This window comes from Streptomyces sp. NPDC003035, assembly GCF_042888285.1.
Classification (GTDB): Bacteria; Actinomycetota; Actinomycetes; order Streptomycetales; family Streptomycetaceae; genus Streptomyces.
This window is the reverse complement of record NZ_JBIAPJ010000006.1, coordinates 177,825-197,571: the sequence shown is the minus strand read 5'-3', so window position 1 is coordinate 197,571 and position 19,747 is coordinate 177,825. Positions and strand designations below refer to the sequence as shown.

General features: G+C 72.4%; 17 protein-coding genes. 8 read left to right on the top strand and 9 right to left on the bottom strand.

All coding sequences use genetic code 11. The features are described from left to right. Positions 1-115: 115 nt before the first annotated feature. From ACFYV5_RS20755 to ACFYV5_RS20725, 7 genes are all read right to left on the bottom strand, one after another. Positions 116-1,099, bottom strand: a complete 984-nt coding sequence (locus tag ACFYV5_RS20755; RefSeq protein WP_355115509.1) for a BadF/BadG/BcrA/BcrD ATPase family protein — start codon at positions 1,097-1,099, stop codon at positions 116-118. Beyond that, entirely contained in the window at positions 1,096-2,361 is a 1,266-nt protein-coding gene (locus ACFYV5_RS20750) for a 6-phospho-beta-glucosidase (protein ID WP_389170371.1), read from the bottom strand. Before ACFYV5_RS20750 ends, ACFYV5_RS20755 begins: the two co-directional genes overlap by 4 nt. Before the next feature lie 9 nt (positions 2,362-2,370). Next, entirely contained in the window at positions 2,371-3,267 is an 897-nt protein-coding gene (locus tag ACFYV5_RS20745) for a carbohydrate ABC transporter permease (RefSeq protein WP_389170368.1), read from the bottom strand. Positions 3,268-3,270: 3 nt separating this feature from the next. Next, positions 3,271-4,233 carry a carbohydrate ABC transporter permease gene (locus ACFYV5_RS20740; protein ID WP_389170365.1) on the bottom strand — a complete coding sequence of 321 codons (963 nt, stop codon included), beginning with the start codon at positions 4,231-4,233 and terminating at the stop codon, positions 3,271-3,273. 18 nt (positions 4,234-4,251) lie between these two features. After that, positions 4,252-5,589 (bottom strand): ABC transporter substrate-binding protein, encoded by a 1,338-nt coding sequence (locus ACFYV5_RS20735; protein WP_355115437.1) that lies wholly within the window; start codon positions 5,587-5,589, stop codon positions 4,252-4,254. Between the two features lie 76 nt (positions 5,590-5,665). After that, positions 5,666-6,880 carry an ROK family protein gene (locus ACFYV5_RS20730; RefSeq protein ID WP_389170361.1) on the bottom strand — a complete coding sequence of 405 codons (1,215 nt, stop codon included), beginning with the start codon at positions 6,878-6,880 and terminating at the stop codon, positions 5,666-5,668. A 202-nt stretch (positions 6,881-7,082) separates the two neighbouring features. Continuing rightward, complete coding sequence (locus tag ACFYV5_RS20725; RefSeq protein ID WP_389170357.1) at positions 7,083-8,150, bottom strand: mechanosensitive ion channel family protein; 1,068 nt, start codon at positions 8,148-8,150, stop codon at positions 7,083-7,085. Between the two features lie 248 nt (positions 8,151-8,398). On the opposite strand from ACFYV5_RS20725, the gene ACFYV5_RS20720 reads away from it, so the two are divergent. Then, positions 8,399-8,962 carry an HNH endonuclease gene (locus tag ACFYV5_RS20720; protein WP_355115443.1) on the top strand — a complete coding sequence of 188 codons (564 nt, stop codon included), beginning with the start codon at positions 8,399-8,401 and terminating at the stop codon, positions 8,960-8,962. Between the two features lie 61 nt (positions 8,963-9,023). Here ACFYV5_RS20720 and ACFYV5_RS20715 read toward each other — a convergent pair whose 3' ends face one another. Beyond that, the gene (locus ACFYV5_RS20715) at positions 9,024-12,053 is read right to left on the bottom strand and encodes a beta-N-acetylglucosaminidase domain-containing protein (RefSeq protein WP_389170352.1); all 3,030 of its coding nucleotides are present in this window, start codon (positions 12,051-12,053) and stop codon (positions 9,024-9,026) included. Positions 12,054-12,254: 201 nt separating this feature from the next. Between ACFYV5_RS20715 and ACFYV5_RS20710 the strand changes: the two genes are divergently transcribed. From ACFYV5_RS20710 to ACFYV5_RS20700, 3 genes are read left to right on the top strand one after another with little or no spacing between them, the layout of a single operon-like run. Beyond that, a complete protein-coding gene (locus ACFYV5_RS20710) occupies positions 12,255-12,443 on the top strand; it encodes a hypothetical protein (protein WP_389171129.1) in 189 nt (62 codons plus the stop codon). Positions 12,444-12,486: 43 nt separating this feature from the next. Further along, positions 12,487-14,634: a 4-alpha-glucanotransferase gene (gene malQ / locus ACFYV5_RS20705; RefSeq protein WP_389170349.1), complete on the top strand. Its 2,148-nt coding sequence runs from the start codon at positions 12,487-12,489 to the stop codon at positions 14,632-14,634. A 20-nt stretch (positions 14,635-14,654) separates the two neighbouring features. After that, positions 14,655-14,882 carry a hypothetical protein gene (locus ACFYV5_RS20700; RefSeq protein ID WP_315893271.1) on the top strand — a complete coding sequence of 76 codons (228 nt, stop codon included), beginning with the start codon at positions 14,655-14,657 and terminating at the stop codon, positions 14,880-14,882. 67 nt (positions 14,883-14,949) lie between these two features. Here ACFYV5_RS20700 and ACFYV5_RS20695 read toward each other — a convergent pair whose 3' ends face one another. Then, on the bottom strand, positions 14,950-15,471 hold the full coding sequence (locus ACFYV5_RS20695) for a MarR family transcriptional regulator (protein ID WP_355115451.1): 522 nt from the start codon (positions 15,469-15,471) through the stop codon (positions 14,950-14,952). A 121-nt stretch (positions 15,472-15,592) separates the two neighbouring features. Here ACFYV5_RS20695 and ACFYV5_RS20690 point away from each other — a divergent pair, with 121 nt between their 5' ends. From ACFYV5_RS20690 to alc, 4 genes are all read left to right on the top strand, one after another. Further along, complete coding sequence (locus tag ACFYV5_RS20690; RefSeq protein ID WP_389170344.1) at positions 15,593-16,540, top strand: EamA family transporter; 948 nt, start codon at positions 15,593-15,595, stop codon at positions 16,538-16,540. A gap of 25 nt (positions 16,541-16,565) precedes the next feature. Further along, on the top strand, positions 16,566-17,513 hold the full coding sequence (locus tag ACFYV5_RS20685) for a DMT family transporter (protein WP_389170341.1): 948 nt from the start codon (positions 16,566-16,568) through the stop codon (positions 17,511-17,513). A 40-nt stretch (positions 17,514-17,553) separates the two neighbouring features. Then, a complete protein-coding gene (locus ACFYV5_RS20680) occupies positions 17,554-18,468 on the top strand; it encodes a LysR family transcriptional regulator (protein ID WP_389170338.1) in 915 nt (304 codons plus the stop codon). Positions 18,469-18,558: 90 nt separating this feature from the next. After that, positions 18,559-19,701 carry an allantoicase gene (gene alc / locus ACFYV5_RS20675; protein ID WP_389170335.1) on the top strand — a complete coding sequence of 381 codons (1,143 nt, stop codon included), beginning with the start codon at positions 18,559-18,561 and terminating at the stop codon, positions 19,699-19,701. Positions 19,702-19,747 lie beyond the last annotated feature (46 nt).

Sequence of the window (19,747 nt, the reverse complement as noted above, 5' to 3'; positions counted from 1 at the left end):
GCGGGCGAACCCCCTGCTATGAATACGCCGCCCGGCCGGAATCGGTTCCACCACGTACGGGTGAACACGACGACGGGGCGCCCCTTTCGGGACGCCCCGCGCCGGTCGTGCGCCGTCAGGCGCCGTAGTGCTCCCGCAGCCGCGCGGCGGCCTCGGGGCCCGCCGCCACCTCGTCGAGCGCGAGCAGGGCCGCGCCCAGGACCGGTGGCGAGGTCACGACCCGGATCACGGCCTTCGGGGCCTTCACGGCCAGCAGTTCCGCGATCCCGGCGTCCAGTTCCGGGTGGCGCGCGGCGAGCACGCTCCCGCCCAGCATCACCGGCACCTCCTCGTCGAGCAGGCCCAGCCGCCCGAGGGCGACCGTCGACAGCACGACGACCTCCTCCGCGAGCCGGCGCACCAGCGACCGGGCGATCGCGTCGCCCTCCGCGCTCGTACGGAACAGCACGGGCGTCAGTTCGTGCCGCCGCTCGAACGGGATACGGCCCAGGTGCAGCGCCTCGATCAGCGCGTACATCGTCGGCAGCCCGAAGTGCGCGGGCAGGGTGCGCGCCAGCTCGGTCGGCTCGCCCCGCCCGTCCTCCGCACGCGCCGCGAACCAGAGCGCCTCCTCGGCGAGCCCGCTGCCGCCGCCCCAGTCGCCGGAGATCTTCCCGATGGCGGGGAAGCGGGCGGTACGGCCGTCCGGCGTCATGCCGACACAGTTGATGCCCGCCCCGCACACCACGGCGACGCCCCGCGGCTCGTCGAGCCCGGCGCGCAGGATCGCGAAGGTGTCGTTGCGCACCCGTACGGAACGGCTCCACCGCCGCGCGCGCAGCGCCTGTTCCAACTCCGCCTCCTCCACCGCCAGATCGGCGTTGGCCAGACAGGCGGAGACATGGGCGAACCGGGGTGGGAGACCGGCGCCGCCGGCCTGCTCCCACGCCCGCCCGACGATCTCCGCGAGCGCGTCGACCGCCGGCGCCACCCCCACCACCGGGGGCTGGAACCCGCCGCCGCGCGCCGCGCCGAGGACGGTGCCGTCCGGCGAGACGACCGCGACGTCGGTCTTGCTGTTCCCCGCGTCGATCGCGAGGAGGACCCCGTTCAGGTTCACGCCCACGCGAGGTGCTCCCGGTTGTGCGCGATCAGCCGGTCGGTGAGCCCGTCGGCGTACGCGTACTGCCCCACCAGGGGGTGCGCGAGGAGCGCCTTGAACACCCGCTCGCGGCCGCCGCGCAGCGCCGCCTCCAGGGCCAGGTCCTCGTACGCGGTCACGTTCGCGATCAGCCCGGCGTACAGCGGGTCGAGCGGGGCGACGGGCAGGGGCACGGCCCCCTGCGAGCCCACCGCCGCCTGCACCTCGATCACGGCGTCGTCCGGCAGGAACGGCAGTGTGCCGTTGTTGTACGTGTTCACCACCTGGTACGGCGATCCCCCGCCGCCCAGCAAGGACGCGGCCAGGTCCACGGCGGCCTCGGAGTAGAACGCGCCGCCGCGCTTGCCGAGCAGCGCCGGCTTCTCGTCGAGCGCCGGGTCCCCGTACATCTCCAGGAGTTCCTTCTCCATCGCGGCGACCTCGGCGGCCCGCGAGGGCTTGGTGCCCAGCTCCCGTACGACCTCGTCGTGGGCGTAGAAGTACCGCAGGTAGTACGAGGGGACGACGCCCAGCCGGTCCACGATCGCCCGCTCAATGCGCAGGTCGTCGGCGATGGCGTCGCCGTGCTCGGCGAGCAGCCGGGGCAGCACGTTCTCGCCCTCGGGTCCGCCGAGGCGTACCGCGGTCTCCCAGGTCAGGTGGTTGAGCCCGACGTGGTCGAGATGGACGTCCGCCGGGGCGACGCCGAGGAACGCCGCGAACTTCCGCTGGAAGCCGATGGCCACGTTGCACAGGCCCACGGCCTTGTGCCCGGCCTGCAGCAACGCGCGCGTGACGATGCCGACGGGGTTCGTGAAGTCGATGATCCAGGCGTCCGGGCTGGTCCGCCGGACCCGCTCGGCGATGTCCAGGACCACCGGGACGGTCCGCAGCGCCTTGGCGAGGCCGCCGGCGCCGGTCGTCTCCTGTCCGACGCAGCCGCACTCCAGCGGCCAGGTCTCGTCCTGGTTCCGGGCGGCCTGTCCGCCGACCCGCAGCTGGAGCAGGACGGCGTCGGCGCCCTCCACCCCCGCGTCGAGGTCCGAGGTGGTGACGATCTCGCCGTCGTGCCCCTGCTTGGCGAAGATCCGCCGGGCGAGCCCGCCGACCAGCTCGAGACGGTCGGTGGCCGGGTCGACGAGGACGAGTTCGGTGATGGGCAGGGTGTCGCGCAAGCGCGCGAAACCGTCGATCAGTTCGGGGGTGTAGGTGGAGCCGCCCCCCACGACAGCGAGCTTCATTGCAGTCAGCTAGCCCTTCACTCCGGTCAGTGTGACTCCCTCGACGAACGCCTTCTGGGCGAAGAAGAAGACGAGGATCACAGGGGCCATGACCAGTACGGTCGCGGCCATGGTCAGGTTCCAGTCGGTGTGGTGCGCGCCCTTGAAGGACTCGAGGCCATAACTCAGGGTCCAGGCTCCCGGATTCTCGGAGGCGTAGATCTGCGGTCCGAAGTAGTCGTTCCAGCAGGAGAAGAACTGGAACAGCGCCACGGCGGCGATGCCGGGCCTGGCCATCGGGAGCACGATCGTGAGGAGGGTGCGGAACTCTCCGCAGCCGTCGATCCTCGCCGCCTCGATGTACTCGTTCGGGATCGTCAGCAGGAACTGACGCAGCAGGAAGATCGCGAACGCGTCGCCGAACGCCATCGGGACGATCAGCGGCCACAGCGTTCCGGAGAGATCCATCTGCTTGGCCCAGAACAGGTACATCGGGATGATGACGACCTGCGGCGGCAGCATCATCATCGAGATGACGAGCAGCAGCGACAGATGCCGGCCGCGGAAGCGGAACTTCGCGAGCGCGTACGCCACCGGGACCGAGGACACCACGACGAGCACGGTGCCGAGCCCCGCGTACAGCAGGGAGTTCTTCCACCAGATGAGGAAGCCGGGGGTCTCGAAGACCCGGACGTAGTTGTCCCAGTGCCAGGAGTTCGGGGTCAGGTCGCGGGTGAGCGCCTGCTGGTCGCTCATCAGGGACGTGAGGAAGACGAACACGAACGGCAGCACGAAGAACAGGGCCGCGGCGATCCCGAGGGAGTGCACGGCGATCCAGTGCAGTGCCGCCGTGCGGCGGGCGCGCCTCTCGGCGGGGCTCGTCCCGGTGCGGGCGAGCGGGGACGCGGTGGTGGTCATGGGTGTCATGGGTCAGTCACCCGAGCCGATCAGGCCGCCGCGCCGGCGCATCAGCAGCGCGGTGCAGGCCATGGAGAGGGCGAACAGGACGAGGGCCACGACGCAGGCGGCGCCGTAGTCGAAGCGGCCGAAGCCGAGGTTGTAGACGAGCTGCGGCAGGGTCAGCGTGGAGTCGTCCGGGTAGCCCGGCTCGAACGTCTGGCCGGAGCCGCCCATCACCCCCGAGGCGACCTTCGCGGCCACGATCGGCTGGGTGTAGTACTGCATCGCGCCGATGATCCCGGTGACGACCGCGAAGAGCACGATCGGCGAGATGTTCGGCAGCGTCACGTACCGGAACCGCTGCCAGGCCGAGGCCCCGTCCAGCTCCGCCGCCTCGTACTGCTCCTTCGGCACGTCGAGCAGCGCGGCCATGAAGATGACCATGAGGTCGCCGACGCCCCACACGGCGAGGACGGTCAGCGCGGGCTTGGCCCAGGCCGCGTCGTTGAACCAGGAGGGGGCGGGGATGCCGACCGCCTCCAGGAGCGAGTTGACCGGTCCCGTGCCCGGGTTGAGCAGGAAGACGAAGGCCAGCGTCGCGGCCACCGGCGGGGCCAGGTACGGCAGGTAGAAAAGGGTGCGGAAGACCCCGGCGCCCGTCTTGATCCTGGTGATCAGCAGCCCGACGCCGAGGCCGAACACCACCCGGCAGGCGACCATGACGACGGCCAGCCAGAGGGTGTTCCGCATCGCCGGCCAGAACTTCGGCAGGTCCGAGAAGACATACGTCCAGTTGTCCAGGCCCCGCCAGGTCGGCGGATTGAGCCCGTCGTACTTCATGAACGAGAAGTACAGGGTCGAGACGAGCGGATAGGCGAAGAAGACGCCGAATCCGATCAGCCAGGGCGCCATGAACGCCGCGGTGCGCAGCGTGCCGCGCACGCGCTTCGACCGCAGCGCGGCCTGACGCCCGGCGAGGGTGTCGGTGGACATGAGAACCGGTCCTGACTCTTACTTCGCCTGGGCGATGTCGCGGTCGATCTGGGCCGCCGTCTCCTCAAGGCCCTTCTTCAGGTCCTTGACCTGGCCCTTCTCGTACTTCTGGGCGAAGTCCTGGAAGGTGTCCTGGTACGTGGAGCCGTTCACCGCGCCGTCGGAGGTGGAGGACTCGGGGTGCTGGGCGATGTCCAGGAAGACCTTGAAGCGCTCGTCGACCTTCAGGTTCGGGGACTTCAGGGCGTCCAGGGTGGAGGGGACGTTGCCGATGCCGTTGGCGAAGTTCACCACGGCCTCGGTGTCCATGGTCATGTACTTGACCAGCTTCCAGGCCGCGTTCTGCTTCCTGCTCTGCGGCGCGATGCCGATGATCGTGCCGGAGAGGTAGCCCTTTCCGTACTCGGCCACCTCGTCGTCCGCCACCGGCAGCGGCGCGACGCCGACCTCGAAGCCGACCTCGGCCTCCTTGATGAAGTTCAGCCGCCACTCGCCGTCGAGCTGCATGGCGACCTGGCCGGTGTGGAAGGGGTGCTTGGCGCCCCACTCGTCACCGAAGGTGGTGCGGTACCTGTCCAGCTTCGCGAACCCGCCCAGTCCGTCGACCAGCGACTTCTGGTACGTCAGCATCTCGGCGAAGGCCGGGTCCTTGGCGAGGTTGGACTTGCCGTTCTCGTCGAAGTACGTGTGGTCCCACTGCGACATGTAGTGGCTCGGGACCGTCTCGTAGCCGAGGTAGTTCGGCATGAAGCCGAGCTGCTCGTAGCTGTCGCCCTTCTCCTTGGTCAGCTTCTTCGCGACGGTCGTGAACTCCGACCACGTCTTCGGCGGGGCGGTGATGCCGGCCGCCTTGAAGGCGTCCTTGTTGTAGTAGAGCCCGTACGCGTCGGAGAGCAGCGGCAGAGCGCAGCGCTTGCCCTCGAACTGGGTGTAGTCCTGGAGGACCTTGGAGAAGGTCCTGTCCAGGTCCACCTTGTCCTTCTCCAGGAAGGGCTTCAGGTCCGCGAGCGCGCCGGAGGCGCAGAACTTGCCGACGTTGGACGTGGTGAAGGAGGCGGCCACGTCCGGGCCGTTCGAACCGCCCGCGCGCAGCGCCTGGTTGAGCTTGTCGTCGTTGATGTTGCCGACGACCTTCACCTTGATGTTCGGGTGCGCCTTCTCGAAGCGGGCGACGTTGTCCTGGATGGCCTTGACCTCGGTGGGCGCCGACCAGCCGTGCCAGAAGGTGATCTCGGTCGTGGCGTCGGGGTCGTCGCTCGCCTTGTTCTCGGCGGAGCCGGTACAGGCCGAGGCGAACAGGGCGATCGAGGCGGTGACGGCGAGTGCGGCAGCGGCTCTGCGCGGGCGTACGGGCATGACGAAGTCTCCCTGTGGCGGAGGGCGGGGGGCGGGGGCGGAGGGCGGAGCGGGCTGGAGGGGTGGTCCAGAGGTACTACCGGGACGTGTCGAAGACCTCGTCACGGGTGGTGGCGAGGGCGCTTTCCAGCGCCCCGCGCAGGACGGGGTGCCGGTCCACGTCCCCGAGGACGAGCCGGGGCCGGGAGGCGGCGAGCTCGGCCAGTTCGGACTGGACGCGCTCCCGCAGGGGTTCCCCGCCGGAGACGGTCACCTCGCCGGACAGGACGAGGAGTTCGGGGTCGAGTACGGCGACGAGGGAGGCGAGACCGGTGGCGAGGCGCTCGGCGTACTGGTCGAGGAGCGCCGCGTACCGGGGGTCGTCGCCGTGGTGGGCGGCGGCGTGGGTGAGCAGCCGGGTCGCGACGGGCACATAGGGCTGTTCCGGGGTGTCGATGCCGAGCGACCGGGCGATCCGGGGCACGGACTGGACGCCGGCGAGTTCCTGGAAGCCGCCGGAGTTGGCCTTGGTGACCTGCCGTACGAGCGGGGTGCCGGGCACGGGCAGGAAGCCGACCTCGCCGGCGCCGCCGGTGAAGCCGCGGTGGAGCCGGCCGCCCAGGACGAGGGCGGCGCCGATGCCCTCCTCGTTCCACAGCAGGACGAAGTCCTCGTGGCCTCGGGCGGCGCCAAGCCGCTGCTCGGCGACGGCGACGAGGTTGACGTCGTTCTCGTACTCGAACGGCATCGGGAGCACCGCCGCCAGCTCCTCCAGGAGGGTGGGGGAGTGCCAGCCGGGCAGGTGGGAGGCGTACCGCAGCCGTCCGGTGGCCGGGTCGAACGCGCCGGGGGTGCCGATGACGAGGCGGTGCACCTCGGCGCGGGTGATCCCGGCGTCCTTGACGGCACCGTCGAGGGCGGTGGTGACCTGCTGTACGACGCCTTCCGCGGCGCGCCCCGTGGTCCTGAGCTCGAACTCGCCGACGACCTCGCCGGTGATGTCGGCGACGGCGGCGCGGATCCGGTGCGGGGTCACATCGAGTCCGGCGGCGAAGGCGACCCGGGCGTTGACCGCGTACAGCTGGGCGCTGGGTCCCGGCCGGCCGGCGGTGGTGCCGGTGGCGACGACGAGCCCGGCGGCTTCGAGCCGGGCGAGAAGCTGGGAGGCGGTCGGCTTGGAGAGCCCGGTGAGCTTCCCGATCCGGGTCCGCGAGAGCGTGCCGTGCTCCAGGAGCAGGTCCAGGGCGGCCCGGTCGTTCATGGCCCGCAGGACACGCGGGGTGCCGGGGGTCCCCGGGGTCGTACCGGCCATGACGAGGCACCTGCCCTTCGGTTCTGGAGGGGCCATTCTGCTGCCCCGTAGCCCGCTCCCCCAACAACACTGTTAGGAAAGTTTCCTATTCGGTGGAAGGACCGTAGGCCGGGCATCACCGGGGCGTCAATACCCGTGGACGCACGACGCCCCCGAAGGCAACCAAAGCGTTACCTGCGGGGGCGTCGTCCGGATCGGGGTGCTACTTGCTGAGCTCCGGCTTGGCGGGCGGGATCGGGGTCGCCGCCGCGGACTGCGGGGAGGTGGTCGAGGCGAAGGCCGAGGGCGCCGCCATGGCCGCTGTCGGGTCCGCCGTGGACTCCTCCGCCTGGGCGGGGGCTCCGCCGACGATACGGATGCCGGCCGCGTCCAGCGCCCGCTTGATCCGCCACCGCAGCTCGCGCTCGACGCCCAGGGCCTTGCCCGGCATCGTCTTCGCCGAGACCCGGATCGTCATGGAGTCGAGCAGCACCTCGTTGAGGCCGAGGATCTCCACCGGGCCCCACAGCCGCTCGTTCCAGGGCTCTTCCTTCGCCATGGACGCCGTGGCCTCGTTGATCACCGACTGCACCCGGTCCAGGTCCTCCGTCGGGCGCACCGTGACGTCCACCGCCGCCGTCGCCCAGCCCTGGCTGAGGTTGCCGATCCGCTTGATCTCACCGTTGCGGACGTACCAGATCTCGCCGTTGTCGCCGCGCAGCTTCGTCACCCGCAGGCCGACCTCTATGACCTCGCCGGAGGCCACGCCCGCGTCGACCGAGTCACCGACGCCGTACTGGTCCTCCAGGATCATGAAGACACCGGACAGGAAGTCGGTGACCAGGTTCCGGGCGCCGAAACCGATCGCGACACCCGCGACACCCGCCGAGGCGAGCAGCGGCGCCAGATCGATCTGGAAGGCGCCCAGGATCATCAGCCCCGCCGTGCCGAGGATCACGAACGACGCCACCGAGCGCAGCACCGAGCCGATCGCCTCCGAGCGCTGTCTGCGCCGTTCGGCGTTGACCAGCAGCCCGCCGAGCGCCGTCCCCTCCACCGCCTGGGCGGAGCGGTTCATCCGCTCTATGAGCTTCGTCAGGGCGCGGCGAATCGCCATCCGCAGCAGGAACGCGACGATGAGGATGAGGAGGATGCGCAGACCCGTGTTCAGCCAGGTGGACCAGTTCTCCTCCACCCAGCCCGCGGCGTTCGTCGCCCTCTCCGCTGCCTCGTCCAGGGTGACGGGGACGGGCTGCGGATCGTCGGCGGTCAGCAGGGCGGACCAGGACACGTAGAACCTCCAGGCGTGATGTACGCAGAACATCCACACTAACGGGGCATCGGTGGTGGTCCCGTGCCCTGTTCGAGGGAGAGACGGACCTCACGCGGGGATGATCCGGGGTGACGATGCCGATGTGGTCGAGAACACCCCAAGCCCGTTACCGCGACGTGGTGGCGTTCCGACCAGGCATGAGGAGAGACTGAGAGCAGTTCGTCCCGGCGCGAGCCACGCGCCGCCGGCGTATTAGGAGGCCATCCGTGCCGCATGTCCTGGTCCTCAACGCGTCGTACGAGCCCCTCGGCGTCGTACCGCTCCGCCGCGCGCTCGTCCTCGTCCTCGAGAACAAGGCACTCTGCCTCGAGGAGTCCGGCGCCTTCATGCACAGCGAGACCCGCGTCATCCCCGCACCCAGTGTGGTCCGGCTGAAGCGGTTCGTGCGGGTCCCCTACCGGGGGCCCGTTCCTCTGACCCGCAGAGCGCTCTTCGCCCGCGACGGCGGACGCTGCATGTACTGCGGTGGCGTCGCAACCAGCGTCGACCACGTCGTTCCGCGCAGCCGCGGGGGTACGCACGCCTGGGACAACGTCGTGGCGGCCTGCCGCCGCTGCAACCACGTCAAGGCCGACCGGCACCTGCGCGAGCTGGGCTGGCGGCTGCGGCACCAACCCGCTCCACCCACCGGCCTGGCCTGGCGGATCATCGGGACCGGACATCGGGACCCGCGCTGGCTGCCCTACCTCCAGCCGTACGGCGCGGACGATGTGATGGCCCGGATCGACGCCGTCTCCACCACCCCCATGGGGGCCGTGAAGACGGGTTGAGCCGGGCCTTCGTCGTCCACCGGCCGGCCTCCGTCGGAGGGGCGCCTTCGGTGAGGCGTCCCTATTCGGGCTGCTGCTCCGGCTGCTGCTCCGGGTCTTCCCGCTGTCCGGGCTGCTCGGGCCGCTCGGGCTGTCCCGGCTGCCCGGACCCGCCCGCCGGCTGGGCCACCGCGTACGTCTCCACCGACCAGAGCGAGTAGCCGTACTCCGTCGCCCGCGCGTCGCCCTGGACCCGCAGGAAACGGGTGTCCGCCGCGTCCATCCGCACGCTCTCGCGCCCGCCCCGCCCGTCGGAGACCGTCGCGGCGGTGCGCCAGGTGCGGCCGTCGGCGGAGACCTGGACGCGGTAGCGGGAGGCGTACGCGTCCTGCCACCGCAGGACCACCTGCCCTATCCGGGCCGGCCGAGCGAGTTCCAGCTGCCACCAGGCGCCGTCCACCAGCTCCGAGGACCAGCGGGTGGCCGGGTCACCGTCCACGGCCGCGGCCGCGGGGAAGTCGGGCGTCTCGTCGCCGGAGGAGGAGGCCGTCGCGGTCCGCGCCAGGTCGGGGCCCGCCGTGCGGGGGAAGGCCCGGACGGTCAGGACCCGCTCCTCGCCCGCGAACGACACCGGCACCCGGTACGAGCCCGCCGGCACGTCCGGGGCCACCGATATCTCCAGCGGGACGGTCGCGCGCGTGCCGCGCGGCACCCGGGTCTCCTTCGGGAGCCGCACCGTGATCCCCTTCGGGGCCCGCGCCGCCAGCTCCCCGCGCACCTCGTCGGCGCGCCGCCCCGCCAGCCGGACGTCCACCCGCTGAACGGGCCCGCCGATCTCGGCGTCCGTCTCGCTCCGGGCCAGCTCCAGCTCGGCGCGCGGCTCGTCGGCGAACCACGGCACCAAGGAGCGCACCTCGGGATCCGTGCCCTCCCACGCGACGCGGACCGCGTCCACGCGCAGCCCCTTCACGTCCGCCTGCGTCCAGCCGGACGGGGACACCGGGCCCAGCGACCGCCAGCCCTCGCCGGGGACGAACGCCTCCACGCGCGCGGAGTCGCCCGCGCCCGGCTCCGTCATCACCGTCACCGTCTCGACGGGGCGCGCCCGCTCCAGCCGGACGGTGTACGCCGCCGGCTCACGGTCCGCCCGCCGCCCCGCGCGCTGCTCGCGGTCCGCCCCGGTCCAGGCCGCCGACTCCGTCACCGCGCGCGTGAGGAAGGGATCGAGGACCCCCTTGCCGACGGTCACCTCGCTCGCCTTCAGCGCCTCTCGCAGCGGCTCAAGGCGCAGCTGGGCCTGCCAGGCCGCCGCGCCGTCGCCCCTGGCCTGCGCCAGCAGCATGTCGACGGCCGTCTCCCCGGCCAGACCGTAGCGGGACAGCTGCTCCAGCCAGGGCCGTACCTCGTCGTCCAGCGTGCCGTCCGCGGTCGCCGTCAGGCGCTCGGGCGCCTCGCGCATCACGGTGAACGCGGCCCGCAGTTCCCGTGCCGCCTTCTCCCGCGCCGCGGGGTCCGCGGTCGTACGGCTGTGCCAGAACGCGGTCATCAGCGGCTTGAGGTACGCCGACTCGCCCGTCGGGTCCAGGATCGAGGAGGCGTCGTTGCCGGCCAGGGCCCGCAGCGCCTCGCGGGCCGCCGGGTCCGGTCCGGCCAGCTCGTCCACGGCCGCCCGCCAGGACTCCTGCGGCCGGTAACCCTTCGGGTTCCAGGCGTAGTCCGCGGCGGTGAAGAGCGGGACGCGGGAGACCGCCGCCTGTTCCATGGCGTTGGCGAGGAAGGCGGCCGAACCGGCGGCCACGGCCGGCTCGCGGCCCGTGGCGGGGCCGAGGAAGAGCCGGTCCTGGGCGTAGTCGTTGACCGGGTAGTTGTCCATGGTGACCAGCGGGTGGCGCAGCGCGTCCCGCGCGCCGGCCAGTTCCCGTCCGGTGATCGTGCGGGGGACGGCCCCCACGCCCGTCCAGGCGACCTGCACCCGGTCGTCGAGCGCGGCCGCGAGCGCGGTGCGGTACTTCGTCGCGCCGTCCTGGTAGTACTCCGTCGGCATCAGGGTGAGCGGTTCGGCGTCCGGGTGGCGGGCGGCCAGGTGCCGGGCCACCTCGCTCGCCACGCGCGCGTGGGCGGCCGCCGCCGCCTCGGGTCCGCGGCCGAAGGTGTCCGCGTCCTCGGAGCAGTGCCACTCGCTGTAGCTGACGTCCTGGAACTGGAGCTGGAAGGAGCGCACTCCCAGCGCCCACATGGCGTCGAGCTTGCGGGTGAGCGCCTTCACGTCGTCGTCCGACGCCAGGCACATGGATTGGGCGGGTGCCACGGCCCAGGCGAGGGTCACATGGTTGGCGCGCGCCCGCTCGGCCAGCGCGCGGAAATCGGCACGCTGCTCGGCGGGGTAGGGCTCGCGCCACTGGGTCTGGCGGTACGGGTCGTCACCGGGCGCGTAGAGGTAGCGGTTCAGCTTGGTGCGGCCCATGAAGTCGAGCTGGGCGAGGCGCTGTTCCTGGCTCCAGGGGCGGCCGTAGAAGCCCTCGGTCAGGCCGCGCACGGCGGTGCCGGGCCAGTCACGCAGGACGACACCGGGGAGGGACCGCCCGCCGTCGGCCGGGCCGCCGATCAGCTGACGCAGGGTCTGTACGGCGTGGAACAGGCCGTCCTCGCCGACTCCGTCCAGGGCGACCGTGTCCCGGCCCTGGATCCGGCCGGTGGCCAGCCGGTACCCGCCGCGCGGCAGATCGGCCCGCTCGGGCACGCGCAGCGTCCGCAGGGCCTCCGCGGAGGCGGCGTAACCGGCGCGGATCACGGTCCCGCCTCCCGGCAGGGACGTGTGGACGGTCCGTACCCCCGCCGCCCGCAGCACCTCGCGCAGCGCGGCGACGGCGTACGGATCGGCGTCGGCGTCCGTGAGCAGCGTCACCTCGTCGCCGAGCGGCACCGACGGACCCGTGGTCTTCGCCAACTGTGGCCGAGGCCACACCGAGGGGGCCGCCCCCTGCTCGTCGGGGACGGTGACGGGGGAGACGGGCGCGGCCTGGGCGAGACCGGGCACGGCGCCGCCGAGGAGACCACCGATCACCGCGGCGGCCACGGCCGTCGCGGTCCGCTTCCTGCGCCCGAGGTGCACGTGCGACTCCCTATGTCACGAGTGGATGACGAGCCCACCACCCGGCCGACGAGAGTGTCAATGCAGCTGGCCGAAGTGTCCGCTTTGCCTGGTCCGCTTTCGGCGAGGTGACGTTCTTCGGCCACGTTCCGCCGGTAAAACGGGGTGCGATGGGTAGGTCTGAGTCGTTGTTCACCTGTCGAGACGAACCGGGAGACCCCCGTGGCCGCGACCACCACCCCCCACTTCACCCACATACGCGTACCGAAACAGGGCCCGCTCACGAGCGAGCCGCCCCTTGCCGACGCCGCCCCTCTCACCAGCGAGCCGCCCATGACCCAGGCGGCCCCGCTCACCAGCGAACCCACCGCCCCCGGCACCGCGGGCGGCACGGAGTCCCCCGGAGCGTGACCGGTGGGCCGGCCGCCACCGTCCCAGACCTCTGGAGTGTGAAGTGACCCTGGCCCGCCTCGCCGAACTCCACGGCGTCGCCACCGCGTACGAGCCGTCCGAGGGCGTCACCGTCCAGGTGCCCGACGCCACGGTCGTGGCCGTGCTCGGCGCCCTCGACGTGGACGCCACCACCCCGGAGGCGGTCGCCGCCGCCCTCGGGGCGGCGCGACGGGCCACCGAGGACCGGTTGCTGCCGCCCACGCTGGTGCGGTGGCGGGACGAGGGCCCGGTGCGCCCGCCGGAGGACCTGCCGCCGGGCACCCGGCTGCGCGTCACCACCGAGGAGGGCGAGGTGGTGGAGGGCCCGGACTGGCAGCCGCTGCCGCTCGGCGTCCACCGCGTCGAGGCACTGGCCCCCGACGGGCGCGCCGGAGGGAGCACGCTGATCGTCGCCCCCGCGCGCGTGCCCCGGCCCGAGCGGCGGGTGTTCGGCCTGCTCGCCCAGCTGTACTCGGTGCTCTCCAGCCGCTCCTGGGGCATGGGCGACCTCGGCGACCTGCGGGAGCTCGCGAGCTGGGCGGGCCGGACGCACGGCGCCGGGTTCGTCCAGGTCAACCCGCTGCACGCGGCGGTGCCTGGGGCGCCCACCGACCCCTCCCCGTACCGCCCCTCCTCGCGGCGCTTCCCCGACCCCGTCCATCTGCGGATCGAGGACATCCCCGAGTACGGCTTCCTGGCCCCCGAGTACCGCGACGCACGCGATGCCGTCCTCGCCGACGCCGCCGAACTGCGCGAGCGGGTCCTGCGCAAGGGCGCGTTGATCGACCGGGACGCGGTGTGGGACGTCAAGCGGCGCGCCCTGGAGCTCCTGCAAACGGTGGAACTCGGCCCCGGCAGACGGGCGGAGTACCGCGACTTCCTCGCCGAGCGCGGTCGCGCCCTGGAGGACCACGCCACCTACTGCGCCCTCGCCGAGCGGCAGGGGCACCACTGGCGGAGCTGGCCCGAGGAGCTGCGCGACCCCCGCTCCGCCACCGCGGTGGTCCGCGCCGACGACGAGCTGACCGCACGGGTCGACTTCCACTGCCGGCTGGCCTGGCTGACGGACCGGCAGCTCGCCGCCGCCGCCGAGGCCGCCCGGGAGGCGGGCATGGCCGTCGGGATCGTCCACGACCTCGCGGTCGGTGTCCATCCGGACGGCTCCGACGCCTGGGCCCAGCAGGACGCCTTCGCCGCCGGCATGTCGGTCGGCGCCCCGCCCGACGCCTTCAACGCCCGCGGCCAGGACTGGGGCCTGCCGCCCTGGCGCCCGGACGCGCTCGCGGCCTCGGGCTACGCCCCGTACCGCGGCCTCCTGAGGGAGCTGCTGCGCCACGCCGGTGCGCTGCGCATCGACCACGTGATGGGCCTGTTCCGGCTCTGGTGGGTTCCCGAGGGCCGCGAGCCCACGGAGGGCACGTACGTGCGCTACGACTCCGAGGCGATGCTCGCCGTCCTCGCCCTGGAGGCCCACCGGGCGGGCGCGCTCGTCATCGGCGAGGACCTCGGCACCGTCGAGCCGGGCGTCCGCGAGCGGCTCGCGCGCCGCGGGGTGCTCGGCACCTCCGTGCTCTGGTTCGAGCGGGACTGGTCCGGCACGGCCCGCCCCCTCGCCCCGGAGGAGTGGCGCACCGACTGCGTGGCCACCGCCACCACGCACGACCTGCCCTCGACCGCGGCCCGGCTCTCCGGCGACCACGTCGCCCTGCGCCACCGCCTCGGGCTGCTCACCGGCGATCTCGGGCGGGAACGCGCCCTCGACGCGGCCGAGGTGGGCGACTGGCTCACGTATCTGGAGCGGCTCGGGCTGCTGCCGGAGGGCCCGGGCGACGAGGAGGCCGAGGTCCGGGCCGTCCACCGGTTCCTGCTGCGCACCCCGGCGGCGATGGTCGGGGTGTGGCTGCCCGACGCGGTGGGGGACCGGCGGCCGCAGAACCTGCCCGGCACCTGGGATCAGTACCCCAACTGGCGGTTGCCGGTGGCGGGCCCGGAGGGCCAGCCGATGAGCCTGGAGGAGCTGGCCGCCTCGCCCCGGCTCCACCGCCTCCTCTCGGTCTTCGGATCCCTCGGGGAGCACCGTGCCGAGCCGGGCACCTGGCCGGGCACCGGGGCGGGTGCCGGGTCAGCTGCCGGGTCCCGTACGGCACCCCCGGACGCGCGGCCCGTTTGAGGGTTCGCTACGTTTGCACCGTGGACAAGAAGAACGCCCTGCGCGCCGGTGCTGTCGCGGCCGGTACGACGCTGATGATGCTGCTCATGTCGTCCCCCGCGCTCGCGCTCACCCGCGACGACGGTGACGACCCGGCCCCCAAGCTGAGTGTCGTCGAGACCCTCGGCCTGTACGTGGCCGCGCCGATCGTGCTGTTCCTGGTGATCGCCGGTCTCGTGATGGTGCTCGACAAGTCCAAGAAGGCCTAGAGCCCCAGCCTCTCGACGAGGGCGCCGCGGCGGTACGCACGTACCGCCGCGGCGCCCTCGTGTGCGTTCACCCGGCCGTGGTCGCCAGCAGCCTGCGCAGCAGCCCGGCCAGCTGCTCCGCCTCCTCGGGCGTGAGCGCCTCCTCCAGCGCCGCCCGCTGCTGGGCCAGTCCGGCGGCCACGGCCTGGTCCACCAGCTCGCGGCCCCGGTCGCTGAGCGTCACCCGCAGCCCGCGCCGGTCGTTCGGGTCGGGGCTGCGACTGAGCAGCCCGGCCTTCTCCAGCTTGTCCAGCCGGCCCGTCATCCCGCCGGTGGTGATCATCAGCGTCGCCGTGAGCTCGCGAGGCGAGAGCGTGTAGGGCTCACCCGAGCGGCGCAGGGTCGCCAGCACGTCGAACTCCCCGAGCGCCATCCCGTAGGGGGCGTACGCCTTGTCGACCCGGCCGCGCATCGCGGCGGCCAGCCGGTAGATCCGCCCGAAGACGGCCATCGGCAGCGTGTCCAGGTCGGGGCGGACGGCCGCCCACTGGTCGGTGATGGCGTCGACGGCGTCGTGCGCGGGAGTTGCGGCAGGTTCGGTGCTTTCCATGACGGCAGTCTCCTGATCGATCGACTCGGCGGCAAGTAAGCCACTTGTCAATAAGTAGCTTACTGCTAAGCTACTTATCAGCAAGCAACTCGGACCAGTCCTGAATCAGGGGGGACCTGCCATGTCCCGCAAGGCCGCCGTCGTCGCCCTCACCGCGCTCGCCCCGATCTCCTGGGGCTCCACCTACTTCGTCACCACGGAGTTCCTGCCGCCCGACCGGCCGCTCTTCACCGGTCTGATGCGCGCGCTGCCCGCCGGGCTGCTGCTGCTCGCCCTCACCCGCAAGCTCCCGCGGGGTGCCTGGTGGTGGAAGTCCGCGGTCCTCGGCGGCCTCAACATCGGCGCCTTCTTCCCGCTGCTCTTCCTCGCCGCGTACCGGCTGCCCGGCGGGGTCGCGGCCGTCGTCGGCTCGGTCGGCCCGCTCTTCGTCGTCGGTCTGGCCGCTCTCTTCCTCGGCGACCGCCCCACCGTGCGATCCCTGCTCACCGCGATCGCCGCCGCCTTCGGTGTCAGTCTCGTCGTTCTGAAGGCGGGCGCGGCCCTCGACCTCGTCGGCGTCGCGGCCGGCCTTCTCTCCGCCCTGTCGATGTCGGCCGGCACCGTCTTCACCAAGCGCTGGGGGAGGCCCGAGGGAGTCGGTGCGCTGGCACTGACCGGATGGCAGCTCACCGCCGGCGGGCTGATCATCCTGCCGATCGCCTTCCTGGTCGAAGGTGCCCCGCCGGCCCTGGACTCCACCAGCCTGCTCGGCTACGCCTACCTCGCCTTCGGCAACACCGCGATCTCGTACTTCCTCTGGTTCCGCGGGATCGAGCGGCTGAGCGCCTCCTCGGTGACCCTCCTCGGCCCGCTGTCGCCGATCGCCGCGGCGGTCATCGGCTGGGTGGCGCTCGGTCAGGCGCTGGGGCCGGTACAGCTCGCCGGTATGGGCGTCGCCTTCGGCGCCACCCTCTTCGGCCAGCTGAACCCCCGTACTCGCGCCTCCAGGAAGACCCAATCGTTCAGTTCAGCTGAAAGGAATGGTCAGGAACTTTCGATGGACCTGGAGGTTTCCTCGGTGCGACGGTAGAGCCACACCGACCGAAGGGATCACCGTGGCACTCCTGGACCGCGTCCGCACCGAACCGAGCACGACCGACGAGCCGGCCACCGCGAAGAACCTCGCGCGGGGGGCCGGCCTCGGCGCTCTGCTCGCGCTCGTCGCCACGGTCGTCTGGTCCGGCAGCTTCGTCGCCTCCCGCGCCCTGCACGACTCCGTCCCGCCCGTCCAGGCCGCGTTCTGGCGCTGGATCGTCGCGATCCTGGCCGTCGCGCCCTTCGCGGCCCGCGCGACCTGGCGGCAGCGCCGGGTGATCCGCCGTCACCTCGGCTTCGTCACCCTCTCCGCCCTGCTCGGCATCACCGTCTACAACACCCTGGTCAACCAGGCCGGACTCACCACCTCGGCCGGCAACATGGGCATGATCATGGCCGCCTCCCCGGTCCTCATGGCCCTGTACGAAAGGCTCGGCGGCGCCCGGCTCGGCGCCCGGCGCGTGACCGGCATGATGATCGCCTGCGTCGGCGTGCTGCTCCTCGTCGGCAACGGCGCGCTGCCCACCTCCCTCGCCGCGGGCGACCTGTGGATGCTGGCCGCGGCCGTCAGCTTCGCCTCGTACAGCGCCCTGCTCAAGCGCCGCCCGGCCGAACTCGGCGGTCCCGTCTTCCTCTTCGCGACCTTCGTGCTCGGCGCGCTGATGCTCCTTCCGGCGTACGGCGTCAGCCTCGCCGTCCAGGGCGGCTTCGAGCCCTCCTTCGGCACAGTCGGCCCGCTGGTCTACGTCGGCGTCCTCTCCTCCGCCCTCGCCTTCTTCGCCTGGAACAAGGCCATCGCCCTGATCGGCGCGGCCCGCGCCGGGGTCGTCTACTACCTCCAGCCGGTCTGCGTGGCCCTGCTCTCGTACGTCCTGCTCGGCGAGGAGCTGGGGGCGGCGGGCGGCGCGTCCATGGCGCTCATCCTGGGCGGTGTGGCGCTGGCGAGCGCCGCCCGTGCCCGCGGATGAGCGGTCCGACCACGTGCGGACGGCCCGATAGGTTGCGCCCATGACCGAGTGGGACATCAAGAAGCTCCAGATCCTCCGCACCCTCCGCGACCGCGGCACCGTCACCGCGACCGCGGAGACCCTGCTCATGACCCCCTCGGCCGTCTCCCAGCAGCTCACCAACCTCGCCAAGCAGCTCGGTGTCCAGCTCCTGGAGGCGCACGGGCGCCGGGTCCGGCTCACCGACGCCGCGCATCTCGTGCTCCGGCACGCGGAGGCCGTCTTCGCCCAGTTGGAGCGCGCCGACGCCGAGCTGGACGGTTATCTCCGCGGTGAGGTGGGACAGGTCCGGGTCGCGGCGTTCTCGACGGCCGTCCCCGCCCTCCTCGTCCCCGCCGTGCAGCACCTGCGGACCGCCCACCCTCGGCTCGACGTCCGGATCCGCGAGGCGGAAGCCTCCGAGGCGTACGAACTGCTCGCCGCCGGCGACGTCGACCTGGCTCTCTCGCTCGCCGCCCACGCCCCCTCCGTGCGCGACCCCAAGTTCAGCCGGGTCCCGCTCCTCGCCGACCCCCTCGACGTCGCCCTGCCCGCCGGGCACCCGCTGGCCGACGCGCCCGGGCTGCGCCTCGCCGACCTCTCCGCCGAGCCCTGGATCTTCGGCGGCTCCGGCCCGTGGTCCGAGATCACCACCGCCGCCTGCGAAGCCGCCGGATTCGTGCCCGAACAGGCCCACAGCGCCTCCGGCTGGACCGCGATCCTCGCCATGGTCGAGGCGGGCATGGGCGTTGCCCTGGTGCCCCGGATGGCCTCCGCCGAGCGCCGCGCCGGAGTCGTCATGCGCGTCCTCTCCGCGGATCAGCCGCGCCGCCATGTCGTCGCGGCGGTACGACGCGGGGCGGAGGAGGGGATCGCGGTGGCCCGGGTGCTCGCCGCGCTCCGCCAGGCGGCCACCCAGCGGGAAACCGTTCAGTAGAAGTGACTGCGACATTGTTCAGCAGAGCTGAAAATATCTGTCGAAAACATTCGATGGACCGACCAGGTCTCGCGGGTGCACAGTCACGGCATGACCTTCGAGACGAGCCAGGACCAGGACCCGCACGCCAACGACGCCGCCCCGTACGGCGGAGGCGACCCGTACGCCGACTACCGCACCGGTGACTTCCCCTTCACCGAGCTGGTCGACCTGGCCGACCGCCGTCTCGGCGCCGGCGTCGTCGCCGCCAACGACGAGTTCTTCGCCGAGCGCGAGAACCTCCTCGTCCGCGAGCGCGCCGTCTTCGACCCGGAGCACTTCGGCCACAAGGGCAAGATCATGGACGGCTGGGAGACCCGCCGCCGCCGTGGCGCCGACGCCGAGAACGTCTTCCCCGCCCCCGAGGACCACGACTGGGCGATCGTCCGCCTCGGCGCCCCCGGCGTCATCCGCGGGATCATCGTCGACACCGCCCACTTCCGCGGCAACTACCCGCAGCGGGTGTCGATCCAGGCCACCGCCGTCGAAGGGTCCCCGAGCCCCGAGCAGCTCCTCGCCGACGACGTGAAGTGGGAGGAGATCGTCCCGCCCACCCCCGTCCGCGGCCACGCCGCCAACGGCTTCGAGATCGACGTCGAGCGCCGCTTCACCCATCTGCGCCTCTGCCAGCACCCCGACGGCGGCATCGCCCGCCTGCGGGTCCACGGCGAGGTCGTGCCCGACCCCGAGTGGCTGGAGCTGCTCGGCACCCTCGACCTGGTCTCCGTACTCAACGGAGGCGTGTACGAGGACGCGTCGGACCGGTTCTACTCCTCGCCGACCCAGATCATCCTGCCCGGCACCTCCCGCAAGATGGACGACGGCTGGGAGAACCGCCGCCGCCGGGTCCGCGGCACCAACGACTGGGTCCGCTTCCGGCTCGCCGCCCAGGGCGCCGTACGCGCCGTCGAGATCGACACCGCCTACCTCAAGGGCAACTCGGCCGGCTGGATCGCCCTCCAGGGCTGCAACGGCGATCCCTCCGCCGGCGCGGAGTGGTTCGAGATCATCCCGCGCACCCGGCTCCAGCCCGACACCCTGCACCGCTTCAAGCTCCCGGCCCAGGCCGTCGTCACCCACGTCCGACTCGACGCCTTCCCCGACGGCGGCGTCGCCCGGATGCGGCTGCACGGCACGCTCACGGAGCAGGGCGCGGCCGACCTGCGGGCCCGCTACGCGGCGCTCGGCGGCTGACACCTCCGACGCACAGCTTCCGCCCGGCGGAGCGGCCGCGCGCCGA